We start from the raw sequence: 14395 nt of genomic DNA, 5'->3' as shown, positions 1-14395 counted from the left end.
GTGTCCTGCTTCGCTTCGGCACGCCGGCAGCCTCTCCGCCGGGCGCGTGCCGCGCTGCATTTCCTTCCCGGACAAGGCGGCGCCTTGCGGCCGAAGTGTCTCCTTCACCCGTTTCCGGACGCGTCGGATCGCGACGGTCGGGTGTTTCTTGTTCGCTTTGCCGGTTCGCTCCGGGCCGGTGGGCCGGAAACGCGCGGCATCCTACGGCGCCGTCGTCAGCGAGTCCAGCCGTTCCGCACGATCGGATGCCTCGGCGGACTGCCTCCAGTTGACGACTTCCATGCGGCCGTCGTAATGCTCGACGATGGCGCTGCAGGTATCGACCCAGTCGCCGCAGTTGAGGTAGCGGATGCGGCCGATCTGGCGGTCCGCCGCCCAGTGGATGTGGCCGCAGATGACGCCGTCCAGCCCGCGCTGCTGGGTGGCGTGGGCCACCGCGTCCTCGAAGTCGAAGATGAAGCTGACCGCGCGCTTCACCTTCTGCTTGGCATAGCCCGCGAGCGACCAGTAGCCGGGGACGTGCAGCAGGCGCCGCACCCGCGACAGCAGGTGGTTCATGCGGACCAGCGCGTTGTAGGCCACGTCGCCCAGCACCGCGACCCAGCGGTGGTGGCGGGTCACCTGGTCGTACTCGTCGCCGTGGATCAGCCAGTAGCGCCGGCCGTCGATGGCCTGGTGCACCCATTCGCTTTCCACGCGGATGTCGCCGAAGGCGATGCCGGCGTATTCGCGCAGGGCCTCGTCGTGGTTGCCGGGGATGAAGATCACCTTGTCGCCGCGGCGCGCCCTGCGCAGGATCTTCTGCACCACCGTGTTGTGCGCGCCCGCCCACTGGATGCTGCGGCTCATCGACCAGAAATCGACGATGTCCCCCAGCATGTAGAGGTACTCGGACTCGTATTCCCTCAGGAAGGCGATCAGGCGGTCCGCCTGGCACGCCCGGGTGCCCAGGTGGACGTCCGAGATGAAGACGGCGCGGACCTTCTGCATCAGCGCTCCATTCTCAGGTGCTCGGCCGCCACCGCCTCCGCCGGCACTGCGGCGGCGGTGCGCCAGACGCGGATCAGCGAGCCGGCGAAGTGGTCGATCACCCGCGCCCAGTCGAGCGCCTCGGCGCTGGCGCGCCCTTGCGCGGCAAGCCGCTGGCGCAGGACGCCATCGGTGGCGGCACGCACCGCGCGCTCGATGAAGGCGGGCTCGTCCCGGCTCGGCGCGCAAAGGCCGTTGTCCATGTCGCGCACGACCTCTGCCGCCGCGGCGTAGTCGTAGGCCACCGTGCACACGCCGCTCGCCATCGCCTCGAGCACGACGTTGCCGAAGGTCTCGGTGAGGCTGGGGAACAGGAACAGGTCGGCCGAAGCGTAGTGCGCCGCCAGATCCTCGCCGGTGCGCATGCCGCACAGCAGGGCCTCGGGGCAGTCGCGCGCCACCGCCTCCCGCATCGGGCCGTCGCCGACGATGACCAGCCGCGTCCGCGGGCATGCCTCGCGCACCGCGGCATAGGCGCGCAGCACCAGTTGCAGGTTCTTTTCCGGCGCCAGGCGGCCGACGCTGATCAGCGCCACGTCGTCCCGCTCCAGGCCCCATTGCGCGCGCAGCCCGGCATTGCGCCGCGCCGGCGAGAACAGGGCGGTATCCACGCCGCGCGACACCACCTCCACGTGCGCATAGCCCTGGGCGCGGAGCGCCCGCGCCATCTCGGCGGTCGGCACGAAGGTCGTTTCGGTGCGGTTGTGGAAGCGGCGCAGGTAGGCCGAGACCGGCTGCCGCAGCCAGCCGACGCCGTAGTGTTCGCTGTAGTGGTCGAAGTTCGTGTGGAAGTCCGACGTCACCGGCAGGCGCAGCTTCCTCGCCGCCGAGATCGCAGTCCAGCCCAGCGGCCCCTCGGTGGCGACATGCACGAGGTCCGGCCGCTGGCGGCTCCACGCCCGCACCAGCGCCGCCTTTGCCGGCAGGCCGAAGCGCAGGCCGTCGTAACGAGGCAGCTTCCAGCCGCGCGACAGCATTTCCTCATAGTCGCCGCTGGATTGCGCCACGTCGGAGCGGGCCTGCCGCGGACGTATGAGCTGCACCCGATGGCCGCGCCCGATCAGCCCGTCCACCATGCGCTGCAGCGTCATGGCCACGCCGTTGATCTCCGGCGGGTAGGTCTCGGTGACGAGCGCGATGCGCAGCCGCGGCTCGAGGCAGAGTTCCTCGGTGGTGAATTCGAGCGTCTTCATGCCGCGGCAGCTTAGGCGGCAAAGGCGACGTCTCCGTTACATTCCAGTGTCGCTACGATGACAGCGCCGACAGGACCCGCCCGTCGCGGCCGTAGATGTCCTTGCGGAAACGGACCGCGCCCGAGGCGTCCGTATCGGCCGTGTAATAGAGCAGCATGACCGGGATGTCGCGGCTCACCGGCACGGTTCGCGTCTTTCCGGAAGAGATCGCGGTCTTCAGCGCCTCGGCGTTCCATTGCTGCGGATCGCCGAGCAGCAGCACCGCCAGCTCTTGCGGATTCTCCACCCGTATACAGCCCGAGCTGTAGGCGCGGGCCGGCCGCTTGAACAGCGCGCGCGAGGGGGTGTCGTGCAGGTAGATCGCGTAGCGGTTGGCGAGCGCGAACTTGATCTGCCCCAGCGAGCCGTCCGGCCCGAGGACTGCACCACCTGGTAGGGGAAACCGCCTCCCGGGCTGCTCCAGTCGACCGCCGACGGGTCGACCGCGCGGCCGGAACGGTCCACCAGCCTCAGCCTGTGCGAATTCAGGTAACCGGGGTTGCGCCGCATGCCCGGGATGACGTCTTCGCGCAGGATGGTGGGCGGCACCACCCACTTCGGGTTCAGCACCAGGTGCTGGACGCTGTCCAGCAGCGACGGCGTCTCGCGCGAAGGCCGCCCCACCACCACGCGCGTCGCCCACACCGTCCGGTCCGCGAGGCGCAGTTCGGCGCGGAAACCGGCGATGTCCACGAGCAGCAGGTCCGGCCCGAAATCGCCCGCCACCCAGCGCAGGCGCTCGAGATTGACGCGGATCTGCGCGATCCGCTCGGCCACGCCGACGTTGAGCGCATCCAGCGTCGCCTTGCCCGCCGCACCGTCCGCGCCGAGTCCGTGACGCTCCTGGAACCGCGCCACCGCGGCGGCCAGCGCATCGTCGAAGCGATCCCGGGCTTCCCCGCCGGCCGCCTCGAGGTCGCCGCCGGCGATGAGGCGCGCCCGCAGCGCGGCCACCCGCGCCCCCCTGTCGCCACGCCGCAGCGTCGGGCCGGCCGCGACCTGCGGCCATCCCCCGGCACCCTCGATCGTCCGGTAGCGGGCCAGCGCCTCGCGCAGCCGGCCATAGGCTTCGAGCTGCGGCGCCTGCTGCGCAATCGCCGCCTGCAGCGGCTCGGCGTCGATCAGCGACTGCAGCCGCAGGGCCTGGACGGATGCATCCGGGGGCGGTGAAAAATTCCAGATCGAGTACAGCGAGGCGGGAGGCACCTTGCCGTACCGCAGATGGCGGACCAGCCGCGCCAGGGAGTCGGTGAACAGCACGTCCTGCGCCGCCAGCGCCGCCGGATCGTCCGGGGGTGCGGACAGGTGCGCCCGCAGTTGCGCGATGCGGTAATCCGCCGGCTCCAGGCCGTCGGCGCGGCTGTCCTCGACGGCGGCGACCAGCCCCGCCCTGCGCTCGGCGCTCGACCACGCCGGCCGGAAGCCGCGCCCTTCATAGACCGCGCGGACCACCTCGGCCTCGGCGCTGCCGCCCCGCGCGCCGATCTCGCGTTCGATCGCCTGTTCCACCGGTGCGAGCGGCTCCCCGCCTTCCGGTTGCGCCAGGGCCGCGCCCTGCATCACGGCGGCGCCGAAGGCGGACAGCGCGACGCGGCGCAAGGCGCGAAAATTTTTGCGCAATAGCATTGCCACATCGTCTACGATGCGTGCTTCGCCAAGTGCTTGTGTCTGCAACGATATTCCCATGCGTAATCACACTCCCTGCCACATCCTGCGGCGGCGGCGCCTGATGCTGAAAGGCTTCGTCGCGGCGCCTCTCGGGTTGCGGTTCGCGACCGCCCGTGCCGCCGGCGGCAAGGCGCCCGAACGTGAATTGTCGTTCCGCCACACGCATACCGACGAACGCCTCGAGATCGTCTACCACGACGGCCGCGGCTACCTTCCCCCGCCCTGCAGCGCATCGACCGGCTGCTGCGCGATTTCCGCACCGGCGAGGTCCAGGCGATGGACCCGCAACTGTTCGACATCCTGCATGCGCTCAGGATAACCCTTGGCGGCGGAACCTTCGAGATCATTTCCGCCTATCGTTCGCCGGCCACCAACGACATGCTGCGCAAGACCGGCGGCGGTGGCGTCGCCAAGCGCAGCCTGCACATGGACGGCCGCGCGATCGACGTGCGCCTGCCCGGCGTCCCGACCACCAGCCTGCGCGATGCCGCGATCGGACTGGGCCTGGGCGGCGTGGGCTACTACCCCGAATCCGATTTCGTGCATATCGACACCGGCGCGGTCCGCGCCTGGGGTCCGCGCACCGCCTGACTCCGTTTCTGTGACCGGCCGCGGCGGCGGGCGTTCATCCCGCGCTGGCGGCGGCCCGTTCAGCCGAAGAGCACCAGCCCCCACACCAGCACGACGTTGCACAGGCTCACCAGCACCGCCGCGCTGCCGATGTCCTTCGCGCGCTTGGCCAGCCGGTGGTTCTCGAGCGAGATGCGGTCCACGGTGGCCTCGACCGCCGAATTCAGCAACTCGGCCAGCAGCACCAGCGCAAGGCTGCCGACCAGTACCGCCTTGGCCACGCCCGACTCCCCCAGCCACAACGCCGCCGGCACCAGGATCAGCGCCAGCCGCAATTCCTGACGGAACGCATCCTCATGCCGCCAGGCTGCGCGCAGACCCTCGAGCGAATAATGGAATGCGTTCCACAGCCGGCGCAGGCCGGTCTTTCCCTTGTACGGACTTTCCATCGATCTGCATCGGTTCGAGCGAAGTGGAGGATGATGCCACGTGAACGTGACGGAAGCGGGCCGCGGGCACGGCCGTGTGTCGCGGTTGTGCAATAATCCGCGCCCGGCGCCGCGCCTGCCGCACTGCCCGCCCGCAACCCGGCTTCCGCGCGCCGCAGCCATGAACTCCCACGCCGCCGGTTCCCTTCCATGACGCAGCCAGGTCCAGACGCACCGCAACCCGACCCCGCCGTTCCGCCCCATGCCGCGGACGGCTCCGAAGGCGGAGCATTGCCGGCTGGCGGCACCGGACCCCATGCGGAGCCACGGCAGAAAGCGCTGGAATTCCTGCTGCGCCGCATGCGCCACAGGAGCGACTTCCCGGCGCTGTCGTCGTCGGTGGTGGCGATCAACCGCATCACCGCCAGCGAGTCGGAGAGCGTCGGCCAGCTCTCCGAGCTGATCCTGCGCGACTTCTCGCTCACCCACAAACTGCTGCGGGTCGTCAATTCGGCGCACTACCGGCCCTCCGGCAGCAGCATCAGCACGATTTCACGGGCGGTCATCGTACTCGGCTTCGACGCGGTGCGCAGTCTCGCGCTCACCGTGCTGCTGTTCGAGCATCTGCAGGGCAAGGCGGGCGCCGCGCAGTTGAAGGAGGAATTCCTGCGCGCCTGCCTCGCCGGCCTGCTGGCGCGCAGGATCGGCACGCGCATGCATCTGCGCGAACTGGAGCAGGCGTACATCTGCGCCGTCTTCCACAATCTCGGCCGGCTCGTGTCGCAGTACTACTTTCCCGACGAGAGCGAGGACATCCGCCGCGTCATGAAGCAGACCGGCTGCCGGGAGGACGTGGCCGCGCTGCAGGTCCTCGGCCTGAGCTACGAAGACCTCGGCACCGGCCTGGCGCGGGCCTGGGGCTTTCCGCCGGTCATCGTCGCCAGCATGCGCAGGCCCGCCGACGGCCCCGTACGCCGGCCGGACAGCCAGGAAGGACACCTGCGCGCGCTGTCGGGCTGCGCCAACGAGTTGTGCGACGCGGTCGCCTCCCTGCCCGCGCCGGAGCGCGACCGCGAGATCCGCCGGATCGCCGGCCGCTTCGCGGACGCGCTGCCCATGGCCGACGACGAGATGCGCGAAATGCTCGAAGACTCGATCGGAGAACTGGCCGGCCTCGCCCAGGTCATCCAGGTCCCACTTTCCGCCACGCGCATCGGCCGCCAGTTGAACCACTACCTCGGCACCGGCGGCAGCGCCCCTCCCGCGCACGAGGCGCCGCTGCCCGGCCAGTTGGCCGAGCCCTGCCGGGACGGCCCCGGCGCGGACGGGGAAGCCGCGGTCCCCCCCATCGACGCCCAGGCCGTGCTCACCGCCGGCATCCAGGACATCACCAGTGCGCTGATCGAGGGTCTCGGGCTCAACGACGTGCTGCGCATCATCCTCGAGACCATCTACCGCGCAATGGGCTTCACGCACGTGCTGCTGTGCATCCGCGATGCGCGCAGCAACGCCATGACGGGGCGCTTCGGTTTCGGGCCGGACATCGACGAACTGATCCGCGGCGTGCGCTTCAGCCTCGCCACCCAGCCCGACGACGTGTTCAACGTCGCCACCGCGAAGGGCGTGGACATCCTGATCAGCGACGTCGACGATCCGCAGATCGCCGGCCGCATCCCGCCGTGGTATCGCAAGGCGCTGGGCTCGCAGACCTTCGTGCTGTTCCCGCTGACGCTGAAGAACACGCCCGTCGCCCTGATCTACGCCGACAAGGACCACGCCGGCGACATCGTGATCGCCGAGCGCGAACTGGCGCTGCTGCGCACGCTGCGCAACCAGGCCCTGCTGGCGATCAAGCAGTCGGCCTGATTCTCACTGGGCGTCCAGCCTCAGGATGCGGCCGTTGGTGTCGTCCAGCAGCCACAGCCGCCCGTCGGGGCCCTGGCGCACGTCGCGGATGCGCATTCCCGCGTCCGCCAGCAGGCGCTCCTCATGCACCACCTTTTCGCCGTCGAGGACGAGGCGCACCAGCATGCGGTACTTCAGCGCGCCGACGAAGAGATTGTCCTTCCAGCGCGGGAACACGTCGCCGGTATAGAAGGCCATGCCCGACGGCGCGATCGACGGCGTCCACTGCGTCACGGGCGGCTGCACGTCGGCGCGCGCGGTGCCCTCGCCGATGCGCAGGCCGGTGACGTATTCGCGGCCGAAGGTGATCTGCGGCCAGCCGTAGTTGCGCCCGGGAAGCAGCACGTTCAGTTCGTCGCCGCCCTGCGGGCCGTGCTCGTGCGCCCACAATGCGCCGGTGACCGGATGCAGCGCCGCGCCCTGCACGTTGCGGTGGCCGTAGCTCCAGATCTCCGGCAAGGCACCGGCCCTGCCCGCGAAGGGGTTGTCCGCCGGCACGCTGCCGTCCGGCCCGATGCGCACCACCTTGCCGAGGTGGCTGCCCAGGTCCTGCGCGCGGTCGCGGTGGCTGAAGCGGTCGCCCAGCGTCACGAACAGCTTGCCGTCGCGCCCGAACACCAGCCGCGAGCCGAAATGATTGCCGCCGGACGGATCGTCCTTCTGCGCGAAGATCACCCGCACGTCCTCGAGCCGCAGCGCATCCGCGTCCAGCCGCGCGCGGGCGACCGCGGTGCGCGCACCGCCGGCGGTCGGCTGCGCGAACGAGAAGTAGATGAGGCGATCGGCCGCATGGGTCGGGCCGAGCACCACGTCCAGCAGGCCGCCCTGCCCGCTCGCATGCACGGCGGGCACGCCGGCCAGCGGCTGCGACAGCTCGCCCGCCGGCGACACCAGGCGCATGCGCCCTTCGCGCTCGGTCACCAGCATGCGGCCGTCGGGCAGGAAGGCGAGCGCCCAGGGGTTCTCCAGGCCGCGCGCCACCTCGGTGACGCGGATCGGCCCGGCCTCGGTCTTCACCTGCATGTCCGCGGCCGTGCCGGCGGACGGAAGGAAGCTCGCCGTGCAGAAGAAGGCGAGCAGGGCGGCAACGGGCATTCTGTTCATCGAAAGACTCCACGTCGGGTCATGAAGCGCAGGTCCGCCGCATCGCGGACCCGCGGGCGATCCCGCGAACGGCGGGCAGGCCGGCCTCCCCTCGAAAGGCCGGGAGCCGGCCGGAGGGCGGGTCCGCGCATTGCATGGCAGAATCCTGCCTCCCCGCCCCGCATGGCAACACTGATGCCCAAGCCCGCCCTTCGGTTCCCCGCCCGCCTGCTGTTCCTCGCCGCGCTGCCGCTCATGTTCTGGCTCGCGCTGCGCCCCGCGCCCGACATCGTGCAGGTCGTGTCGTGGCAGGACAAGATCGAGCACGCCCTGCTCTTCGCCGCGCTCGCGCTGCTGGGCCGCACCGGCTGGCCGCAGCGCCCCGGCATGCTCGCGCTCGGCCTGCTCGCCTACGGCGCGGCGATGGAAGTCGCCCAGTCCTTCACCGCCTACCGCGTCGGCGATCCGCTGGACTGGCTGGCCGATGCAGCCGGCCTGCTGGTACTGCTCCCGGCCGTGATGAGGCGCCCGCGCCGCACCGCCTGAGGCAGACGCGGTATCATTACGTCCTTTCCGATCAAGCGCTTGCGCGCGCCCTGCCGATGAGCATTGCAGCCCCCCGCGACCGCAAGGTCCTCGAACTCCTCGCCCCCGCCAGGACGGCCGACATCGGCATCGAGGCGATCAACCACGGCGCGGACGCGGTGTATATCGGCGGGCCGTCGTTCGGGGCACGCTCCGCGGCGGAGAACTCCGTGGCCGACATCGAGCGCCTCGTCCGCCATGCGCACCGCTACCACGCGAAGATCTTCGTCACGCTGAACACCATCCTGCACGACGCCGAACTCGAACCGGCGCGCCGGCTGGTGTGGGAACTCCACGACGCCGGTGCGGATGCGCTCATCGTGCAGGACATGGGCCTGCTCGAACTCGACCTGCCGCCGATCCAGCTCCACGCCAGCACGCAGACCGACATCCGCGACGCCGGCAAGGCGCGTTTCCTGCAGGACGTCGGCTTCTCGCAGATCGTGCTGGCGCGCGAACTGAGCCTGAACCAGGTACGCCAGATCGCCGGGGCCACCGACTGCCATCTCGAATACTTCGTGCACGGCGCGCTGTGCGTGGCGTATTCGGGCCAGTGCTACATCAGCCACGCCCACACCGGCCGCAGCGCCAACCGCGGCGAGTGTTCGCAAGCCTGTCGCCTGCCCTACGATCTGAAGGACAAGGACGGCAACACCATCGCCGGCAACCGGCACATGCTGTCGATGAAGGACAACAACCAGAGCGCCAACCTGCGTGCACTGGCCGGGGCCGGCGTCAGTTCGTTCAAGATCGAGGGCCGCTACAAGGACCTCTCCTACGTCAAGAACATCACCGCGCACTACCGCACGCTGCTCGACGAGATCATCGAGCAGCCCGGGGCCGACGGCGCGGCGTATCGCCGTGCGTCCAGCGGCCGCTGCACCTTCCTGTTCACCCCGCAGGCCGACAAGACCTTCAACCGCGGCTACACCGACTACTTCGCCAACGAGCGCCGTCACGGCATCGAAGCCTTCGAATCGCCCAAGTTCGTCGGCGAGCCGATCGGCCGCGTGACGAAGATCGACGCCAGGGGACACCGCTTCTTCGACGTCGAGCGCGTGGCGCCCATCCACAACGCCGACGGCCTCACCTGGTACGGCCCCAAGGGCGAACTCACCGGCCTGCGCGTCAATCGCGCCGAGGCCGATGCCGGCGGTGAGGGCGTGGACCGCATCTACCCGTCCGAGGCGCTGCCGGCCGACCTCGTGCCCGGCACCTCGCTGTTCCGCAACCACGACCACGAATTCGAGCGCGCGCTGGAAAGGAAATCGGCCGAGCGCCGCATCCGCGTCGACGCACGCTTCTTCGCCACCGCCGACGGCTACGCGCTGAGCCTCACCGACGAGGACGGCGTTTCCGCCACCGCCCGCATCGCCGCCGCGGCGGAGCCCGCGCAGAATGCCGGGCGCGCACTGGCGAGCCTGCGCGAACACATCGGCAAGCTCGGCAACACCATCTTCAGCATCGGCGACATCGTGCTCGACGTGGCGGACGCGCCCTTCCTGCCCGCCTCGCAGCTCAACGCGCTGCGCCGCGAGGCCGTCGAGCGGCTCGAAGCGGCGCGCCTGCAGGCCCACGTCCGCCCGCCGCGCGACGCTGCCGTCGAGCCGCCGGTGCCCTATCCGCAGGATGCGCTCGGCTACCTCGCCAACGTGCTCAACGCCCGGGCGCACGCTTTCTACGCCAGGCACGGCGTCAAGCTGATCGACGCCGCCTTCGAGGCCAACGAGGAACGCGGCGACGTCTCGCTGATGATCACCCGGCACTGCCTGCGCTACAGCTTCAACCTGTGCCCCAAGGAAGTGAAAGGCATCCGCCCCGATCCGATGCAGCTCGTCAATGGCAATGAGACGCTGACGCTGCGCTTCGACTGCAAGCGCTGCGAGATGCACGTGGTCGGCGCGCTCAAGCCTCACGTGGCGAAGATGCGCGACAGCGTGGTGGCGCAGAAGGTCAGCTTCTTCCCCGCCAGGCCGGGCAAGGACAAGGCGCCCGCGCGGGCCTGACGCCTCACGGCTTTCGATTCCACGCCTCCCGCATGCCCGGGCTGATCCCCATCGCCGAGCTTCCCTGCCACCCGCGCCTCGCCGCCGGGACGCTGGTGGTGGTGGCGCTGTGCGCCGAATGGTGCGGCACCTGCCGCGAGTTCCGGCCCATGCTCGAACGCATCGCCGCCGCCCATCCCGACGCCCTGTTCGCCTGGGCCGACGTCGAGGACGACGCCGATCTCGTCGGTGACATCGACGTCGACAACTTCCCCACGCTGGCGATTTTCAGGGACGGCAAGCCGTTGCATTTCGGCGTGTCGCTGCCGCTGGAACCCGTGGTTTCCCGCCTGCTGCAGAGCGTCGTCCGCGGCGGTGGGGCACAGCAGCAGGTCCCTGTCGAAGTCGCCGAGCTGGGAGGCCGGCTGGCCGGCTGAGTTCCGGGGCTCCCGCACGGGTTTTCAAGGCGACGGCATGGGATGCCGACCCACTATGCAAGAGCGGCAACCCGCTCGCGGTGCGCATTCCCAAGGAACCGGCTTTTCTCGATCCGGCGCCGGACATCAGCCGCCGGAGCATGCGGAAGGAGCGCAAATGCAGACCCTCGAAAACGACGTGCCCTACTGGAGCCGCACTGTTGCCGAGCTGATGGCCGCCCAGCGCAGTGCCCCCGACGGCCTGGCGGATGCCGAGGCGGCGCGCCGGCTGCAGCAGGCCGGCCCCAACACGGTGGAAGAGCGCGACGAGCGCACCGCGCTGCGCCTGCTGCTGCGCCAGTTCGAAAGCCCGCTGGTGCTGATCCTCGTGTTCGGCGCCTGCGTCTCGCTGTGGCTGCGCGAATGGGTCGATGCCGCGATCATCCTCGCCATCGTGCTGGGCAGCGCGCTGCTCGGCTTCGCGCAGGAATACCGCGCCTCGGCCGCCGTCGCCGCCTTGCGCCAGCGTCTGGCGCTGACCGTGCAGGCGTGGCGCGACGGCCGGCCGGCGACCATCCCGGCCGCAGCCGTCGTGCCCGGCGACGTCCTGCAGCTTGCCGCCGGCAGCCTGGTGCCGGCCGACGGCGTGATCCTCGAGGCGGTCGATTTCCTCGTCACCGAAGCCAGCCTGACCGGCGAGTCCTTCCCGGTGGAAAAACGCCCCGGCGCCGTGCCGCCCGACACGCCGCTCGCCGGACGGACGAACGTGGTGTTCCTCGGCACCTCGGTGCGCAGCGGCACCGCGAAGATGCTGGTCGTGCGCACCGGCCGTGGCACGGAATTCGGCGCCATCGCCGCGCGGCTGCGCTCGCGCGAGCCGGAGACCGAGTTCTCCCGCGGCGTGCGGCAGTTCGGCTACCTGCTGGTGCGCATCATGATCGTGATGGTGGTGTTCGTGCTGATGGTGAATCAGGCGCTGGGACGCCCGCTCATCGAATCCCTGCTGTATGCCGTGGCGCTCGCGGTCGGGATCTCGCCCGAACTGCTGCCGGCCATCGTCAGCGTCACCCTGTCGCGCGGCGCGCGCACCCTGGCGCGGCACGGGGTGATCGTGCGCCGCCTGGAAGCGATCGAGAACCTGGGCAGCATGGACGTGCTCTGCACCGACAAGACCGGCACGCTCACCGAAGGCGCCATCACCCTGGCCGCGGCGGTGGATGCGGCCGGCGCCGGCTCCGACGCCGTGCGGCGGCTCGCCTGGCTCAACGCGGTGCATGAGACCGGCATCGCCAATCCGCTCGATGCCGCCATCGTCGCCGCCGGCCAAAGCGCCGGCCTGGGCACCGACGACGCCGTCAAGATCGACGAGATCCCCTACGACTTCAACCGCAGGCGGCTGACGATCGTCGTCGCAGAACGCGATGCCGCCCCCGGCCGCCACCTGCTGGTGACCAAGGGTGCCTATGCGCAGATGGTCGAGGTATGCACGCGGGTGCGGATCGACGGCGCCGAGGCCGCGCTCGACGACGCGCAGCGCGCCCGGCTGGACGCCTATTTCCGCCGCTGCGGCGAGGACGGCTACCGCGTGCTGGCGGTCGCCACGCGGACCGTCGAGGCCAGGGCGGCCTACACGCACGCCGACGAGCACGACCTCTGCCTTGCCGGCTTCCTGCTGTTTTCCGATCCGCCCAAGGCGGACGCCGCCCGCACGATCCGCAACCTCGCCCGCCTGGGCTGCCGCACCAAGATCATCAGCGGCGACAACCGCTACGTCACCGCCCATCTGGCGGCCGGCATCGGCCTCGATCCGCAGGCGCTGCTGACCGGCCCGCAGATCGCCCGGCTCAGCGACGAATCGCTGTGGCACCTGGCCGAACGCACCGATCTCTTCGTCGAGGTGGACCCGCAGCAGAAGGAGCGCATCGTGCGCGCCCTGCAGCGCACCGGCCACGCGGTGGGCTACCTCGGCGACGGCATCAACGATGCGGCGGCGCTGCATGCCGCCGACGTCGGCATCTCGGTCGAAGGCGCCGTCGACGTGGCCCGCGACAGCGCCGACGTGGTGCTGCTGCAGAGCGACCTCGGCGTGCTGCGCACCGGCGTGGAGGAAGGGCGGCGCACCTTCGCCAACACGCTCAAGTACATCTCGATCACGACCAGCGCCAATTTCGGCAACATGGTGAGCATGGCCATCGCCACGCCGCTGCTGCCTTTCCTGCCGCTGGCGGCCAAGCAGATCCTGCTCAACAACTTCCTGTCCGACCTGCCCGCCGCCGCGATCTCCACCGACCGCGTCGACCGCGAACGCGTCGCCCGCGCACAGCGCTGGAACGTGCGCGAGGTGCGGCGCTTCATGATCGTCTTCGGACTCATCAGCAGCGGCTTCGACCTGCTCACCTTCTTCGTGCTGCTGAAGGTCTTCGCGGTGGACGAGCCCGCGTTCCAGACCGCCTGGTTCGTCGTCTCCCTGCTCACCGAACTCGCCGTGGTGCTGGTGCTGCGCACCCGCAGCGCCGCATGGCGCAGCGCCCCCAGCCGCCTGTTGCTGCGCGCCACGCTGGCCGTCGCCGCAACCGCGCTCGCCCTGCCCTACCTGCCCGGGGTGGCGTCCGCGTTCGGCTTCACCCCGCTCGGCATGCCGCTGATGGCCGTGCTGCTCGTCATCGTGCTGGGCTATGTGTGCAGCACCGAGATCGGCAAGCACCTGTTCTTCCGCCGGCACGACGCAGCCGGGCGCCGGGCCGGGCGGCGCCGGCATGCCGCCGGCTCCGCGCGCTGACTCCCGGCCGGCATCATTCCGCCGCGCCGCGATCCCGGATCTCCGCGAAGCGGAAGCAGGCCGCGAGGTGGTCGTTCACCATGCCGACCGCCTGCATGAAGGCATAGCAGATCGTCGGGCCGACGAAGCGGAAACCGCGCCGGCGCAATTCCTTGCTCATCGCTTCGGAGTCGGCGGTGCTGGGCGGCACCTCGGCCAGGCCCGGCCAGCCGGCATGCCGCGGCCGGCCGTCGACGAAGCGCCACAGAAAGGCATCCAGCGAGCCGAACTGCGCGCGGACTTCCAGCGCGGCACGCGCATTGGCGATGGCGGACTCGACCTTCAGGCGGTTGCGCACGATGCCGGGGTCGGCCAGCAGGCGCTCGACGTCCTGCGCGGTGTAGCCGGCGACGCGTCCGGCATCGAAGCCGTCGAAGGCGCGGCGGTAGTTCTCGCGCTTGCGCAGGATGGTGATCCAGTTCAGGCCGGCCTGCGCCCCCTCCAGGATCAGCATCTCGAACAGGCGGTGGTCGTCGTGGACGGGCACGCCCCACTCCTCGTCGTGGTAGGCAACGTAAAGCGGGTCGGTTCCGCACCATTCGCAGCGTCGTTTCATCGGCCGTCTCCGGGAATCGGTTGAGGGTATCGGCCGGCATGCCGGCCGGCGCATATCGGCATATCGTAATGCGATGCCCGGCCGGCGGGCCGAACAGGGGTAACGTTCGGGCGTTACAAT

General features: G+C 70.3%; 11 protein-coding genes and 2 pseudogenes. 6 read left to right on the top strand and 7 right to left on the bottom strand.

Annotated elements, in window-relative coordinates:
* Positions 1 to 201: 201 nt before the first annotated feature.
* The 4 genes and pseudogenes from CCZ27_RS07800 to CCZ27_RS07790 form a co-directional block, all read right to left on the bottom strand.
* Entirely contained in the window at positions 202 to 990 is a 789-nt protein-coding gene (locus tag CCZ27_RS07800; protein WP_096447067.1) for a UDP-2,3-diacylglucosamine diphosphatase, read from the bottom strand.
* Positions 990 to 2222: a glycosyltransferase family 4 protein gene (locus CCZ27_RS07795; protein WP_096447065.1), complete on the bottom strand. Its 1233-nt coding sequence runs from the start codon at positions 2220 to 2222 to the stop codon at positions 990 to 992. The genes CCZ27_RS07800 and CCZ27_RS07795 overlap by 1 nt, the downstream gene beginning before the upstream one ends.
* Before the next feature lie 52 nt (positions 2223 to 2274).
* A complete protein-coding gene (locus CCZ27_RS24240) occupies positions 2275 to 2484 on the bottom strand; it encodes a hypothetical protein (protein WP_232516596.1) in 210 nt (69 codons plus the stop codon).
* 57 nt (positions 2485 to 2541) lie between these two features.
* A pseudogene (locus tag CCZ27_RS07790) lies at positions 2542 to 3821 on the bottom strand (L,D-transpeptidase scaffold domain-containing protein); the annotation flags it as partial.
* Positions 3822 to 4073: 252 nt separating this feature from the next.
* Here CCZ27_RS07790 and CCZ27_RS07785 point away from each other — a divergent pair.
* Entirely contained in the window at positions 4074 to 4520 is a 447-nt protein-coding gene (locus CCZ27_RS07785) for a YcbK family protein (protein ID WP_332460900.1), read from the top strand.
* Between the two features lie 59 nt (positions 4521 to 4579).
* Here CCZ27_RS07785 and CCZ27_RS07780 read toward each other — a convergent pair whose 3' ends face one another.
* Positions 4580 to 4948 carry a diacylglycerol kinase gene (locus tag CCZ27_RS07780; protein WP_096447063.1) on the bottom strand — a complete coding sequence of 123 codons (369 nt, stop codon included), beginning with the start codon at positions 4946 to 4948 and terminating at the stop codon, positions 4580 to 4582.
* 291 nt (positions 4949 to 5239) lie between these two features.
* On the opposite strand from CCZ27_RS07780, the pseudogene CCZ27_RS07775 reads away from it, so the two are divergent.
* Positions 5240 to 6793, top strand: a pseudogene (locus tag CCZ27_RS07775) (HDOD domain-containing protein); the annotation flags it as partial.
* A 3-nt stretch (positions 6794 to 6796) separates the two neighbouring features.
* On the opposite strand, the gene CCZ27_RS07770 reads toward CCZ27_RS07775, so the two are convergent.
* The gene (locus tag CCZ27_RS07770; protein WP_198363346.1) at positions 6797 to 7927 is read right to left on the bottom strand and encodes a PQQ-dependent sugar dehydrogenase; all 1131 of its coding nucleotides are present in this window, start codon (positions 7925 to 7927) and stop codon (positions 6797 to 6799) included.
* 183 nt (positions 7928 to 8110) lie between these two features.
* Here CCZ27_RS07770 and CCZ27_RS07765 point away from each other — a divergent pair, with 183 nt between their 5' ends.
* The 4 genes from CCZ27_RS07765 (at position 8111) to mgtA (ending at position 13680) form a co-directional block, all read left to right on the top strand.
* Complete coding sequence (locus CCZ27_RS07765; protein ID WP_096447057.1) at positions 8111 to 8461, top strand: VanZ family protein; 351 nt, start codon at positions 8111 to 8113, stop codon at positions 8459 to 8461.
* 56 nt (positions 8462 to 8517) lie between these two features.
* A complete protein-coding gene (locus CCZ27_RS07760; protein ID WP_096447054.1) occupies positions 8518 to 10506 on the top strand; it encodes a peptidase U32 family protein in 1989 nt (662 codons plus the stop codon).
* A gap of 32 nt (positions 10507 to 10538) precedes the next feature.
* A complete protein-coding gene (locus CCZ27_RS07755; protein WP_096447052.1) occupies positions 10539 to 10922 on the top strand; it encodes a thioredoxin family protein in 384 nt (127 codons plus the stop codon).
* Between the two features lie 157 nt (positions 10923 to 11079).
* Positions 11080 to 13680 carry a magnesium-translocating P-type ATPase gene (mgtA, locus tag CCZ27_RS07750; RefSeq protein WP_096447050.1) on the top strand — a complete coding sequence of 867 codons (2601 nt, stop codon included), beginning with the start codon at positions 11080 to 11082 and terminating at the stop codon, positions 13678 to 13680.
* Between the two features lie 13 nt (positions 13681 to 13693).
* On the opposite strand, the gene CCZ27_RS07745 is transcribed toward mgtA, so the two are convergent.
* Positions 13694 to 14275 (bottom strand): DNA-3-methyladenine glycosylase I, encoded by a 582-nt coding sequence (locus tag CCZ27_RS07745; protein ID WP_096447048.1) that lies wholly within the window; start codon positions 14273 to 14275, stop codon positions 13694 to 13696.
* Positions 14276 to 14395 lie beyond the last annotated feature (120 nt).

The sequence above is a fragment of the Thauera sp. K11 genome, from assembly GCF_002354895.1.
GTDB classification, from domain to species: Bacteria; Pseudomonadota; Gammaproteobacteria; order Burkholderiales; family Rhodocyclaceae; genus Thauera; species Thauera sinica.
Note: the sequence above shows the minus strand (reverse complement) of the source record. Positions and strands in the feature narration are given on the sequence as shown.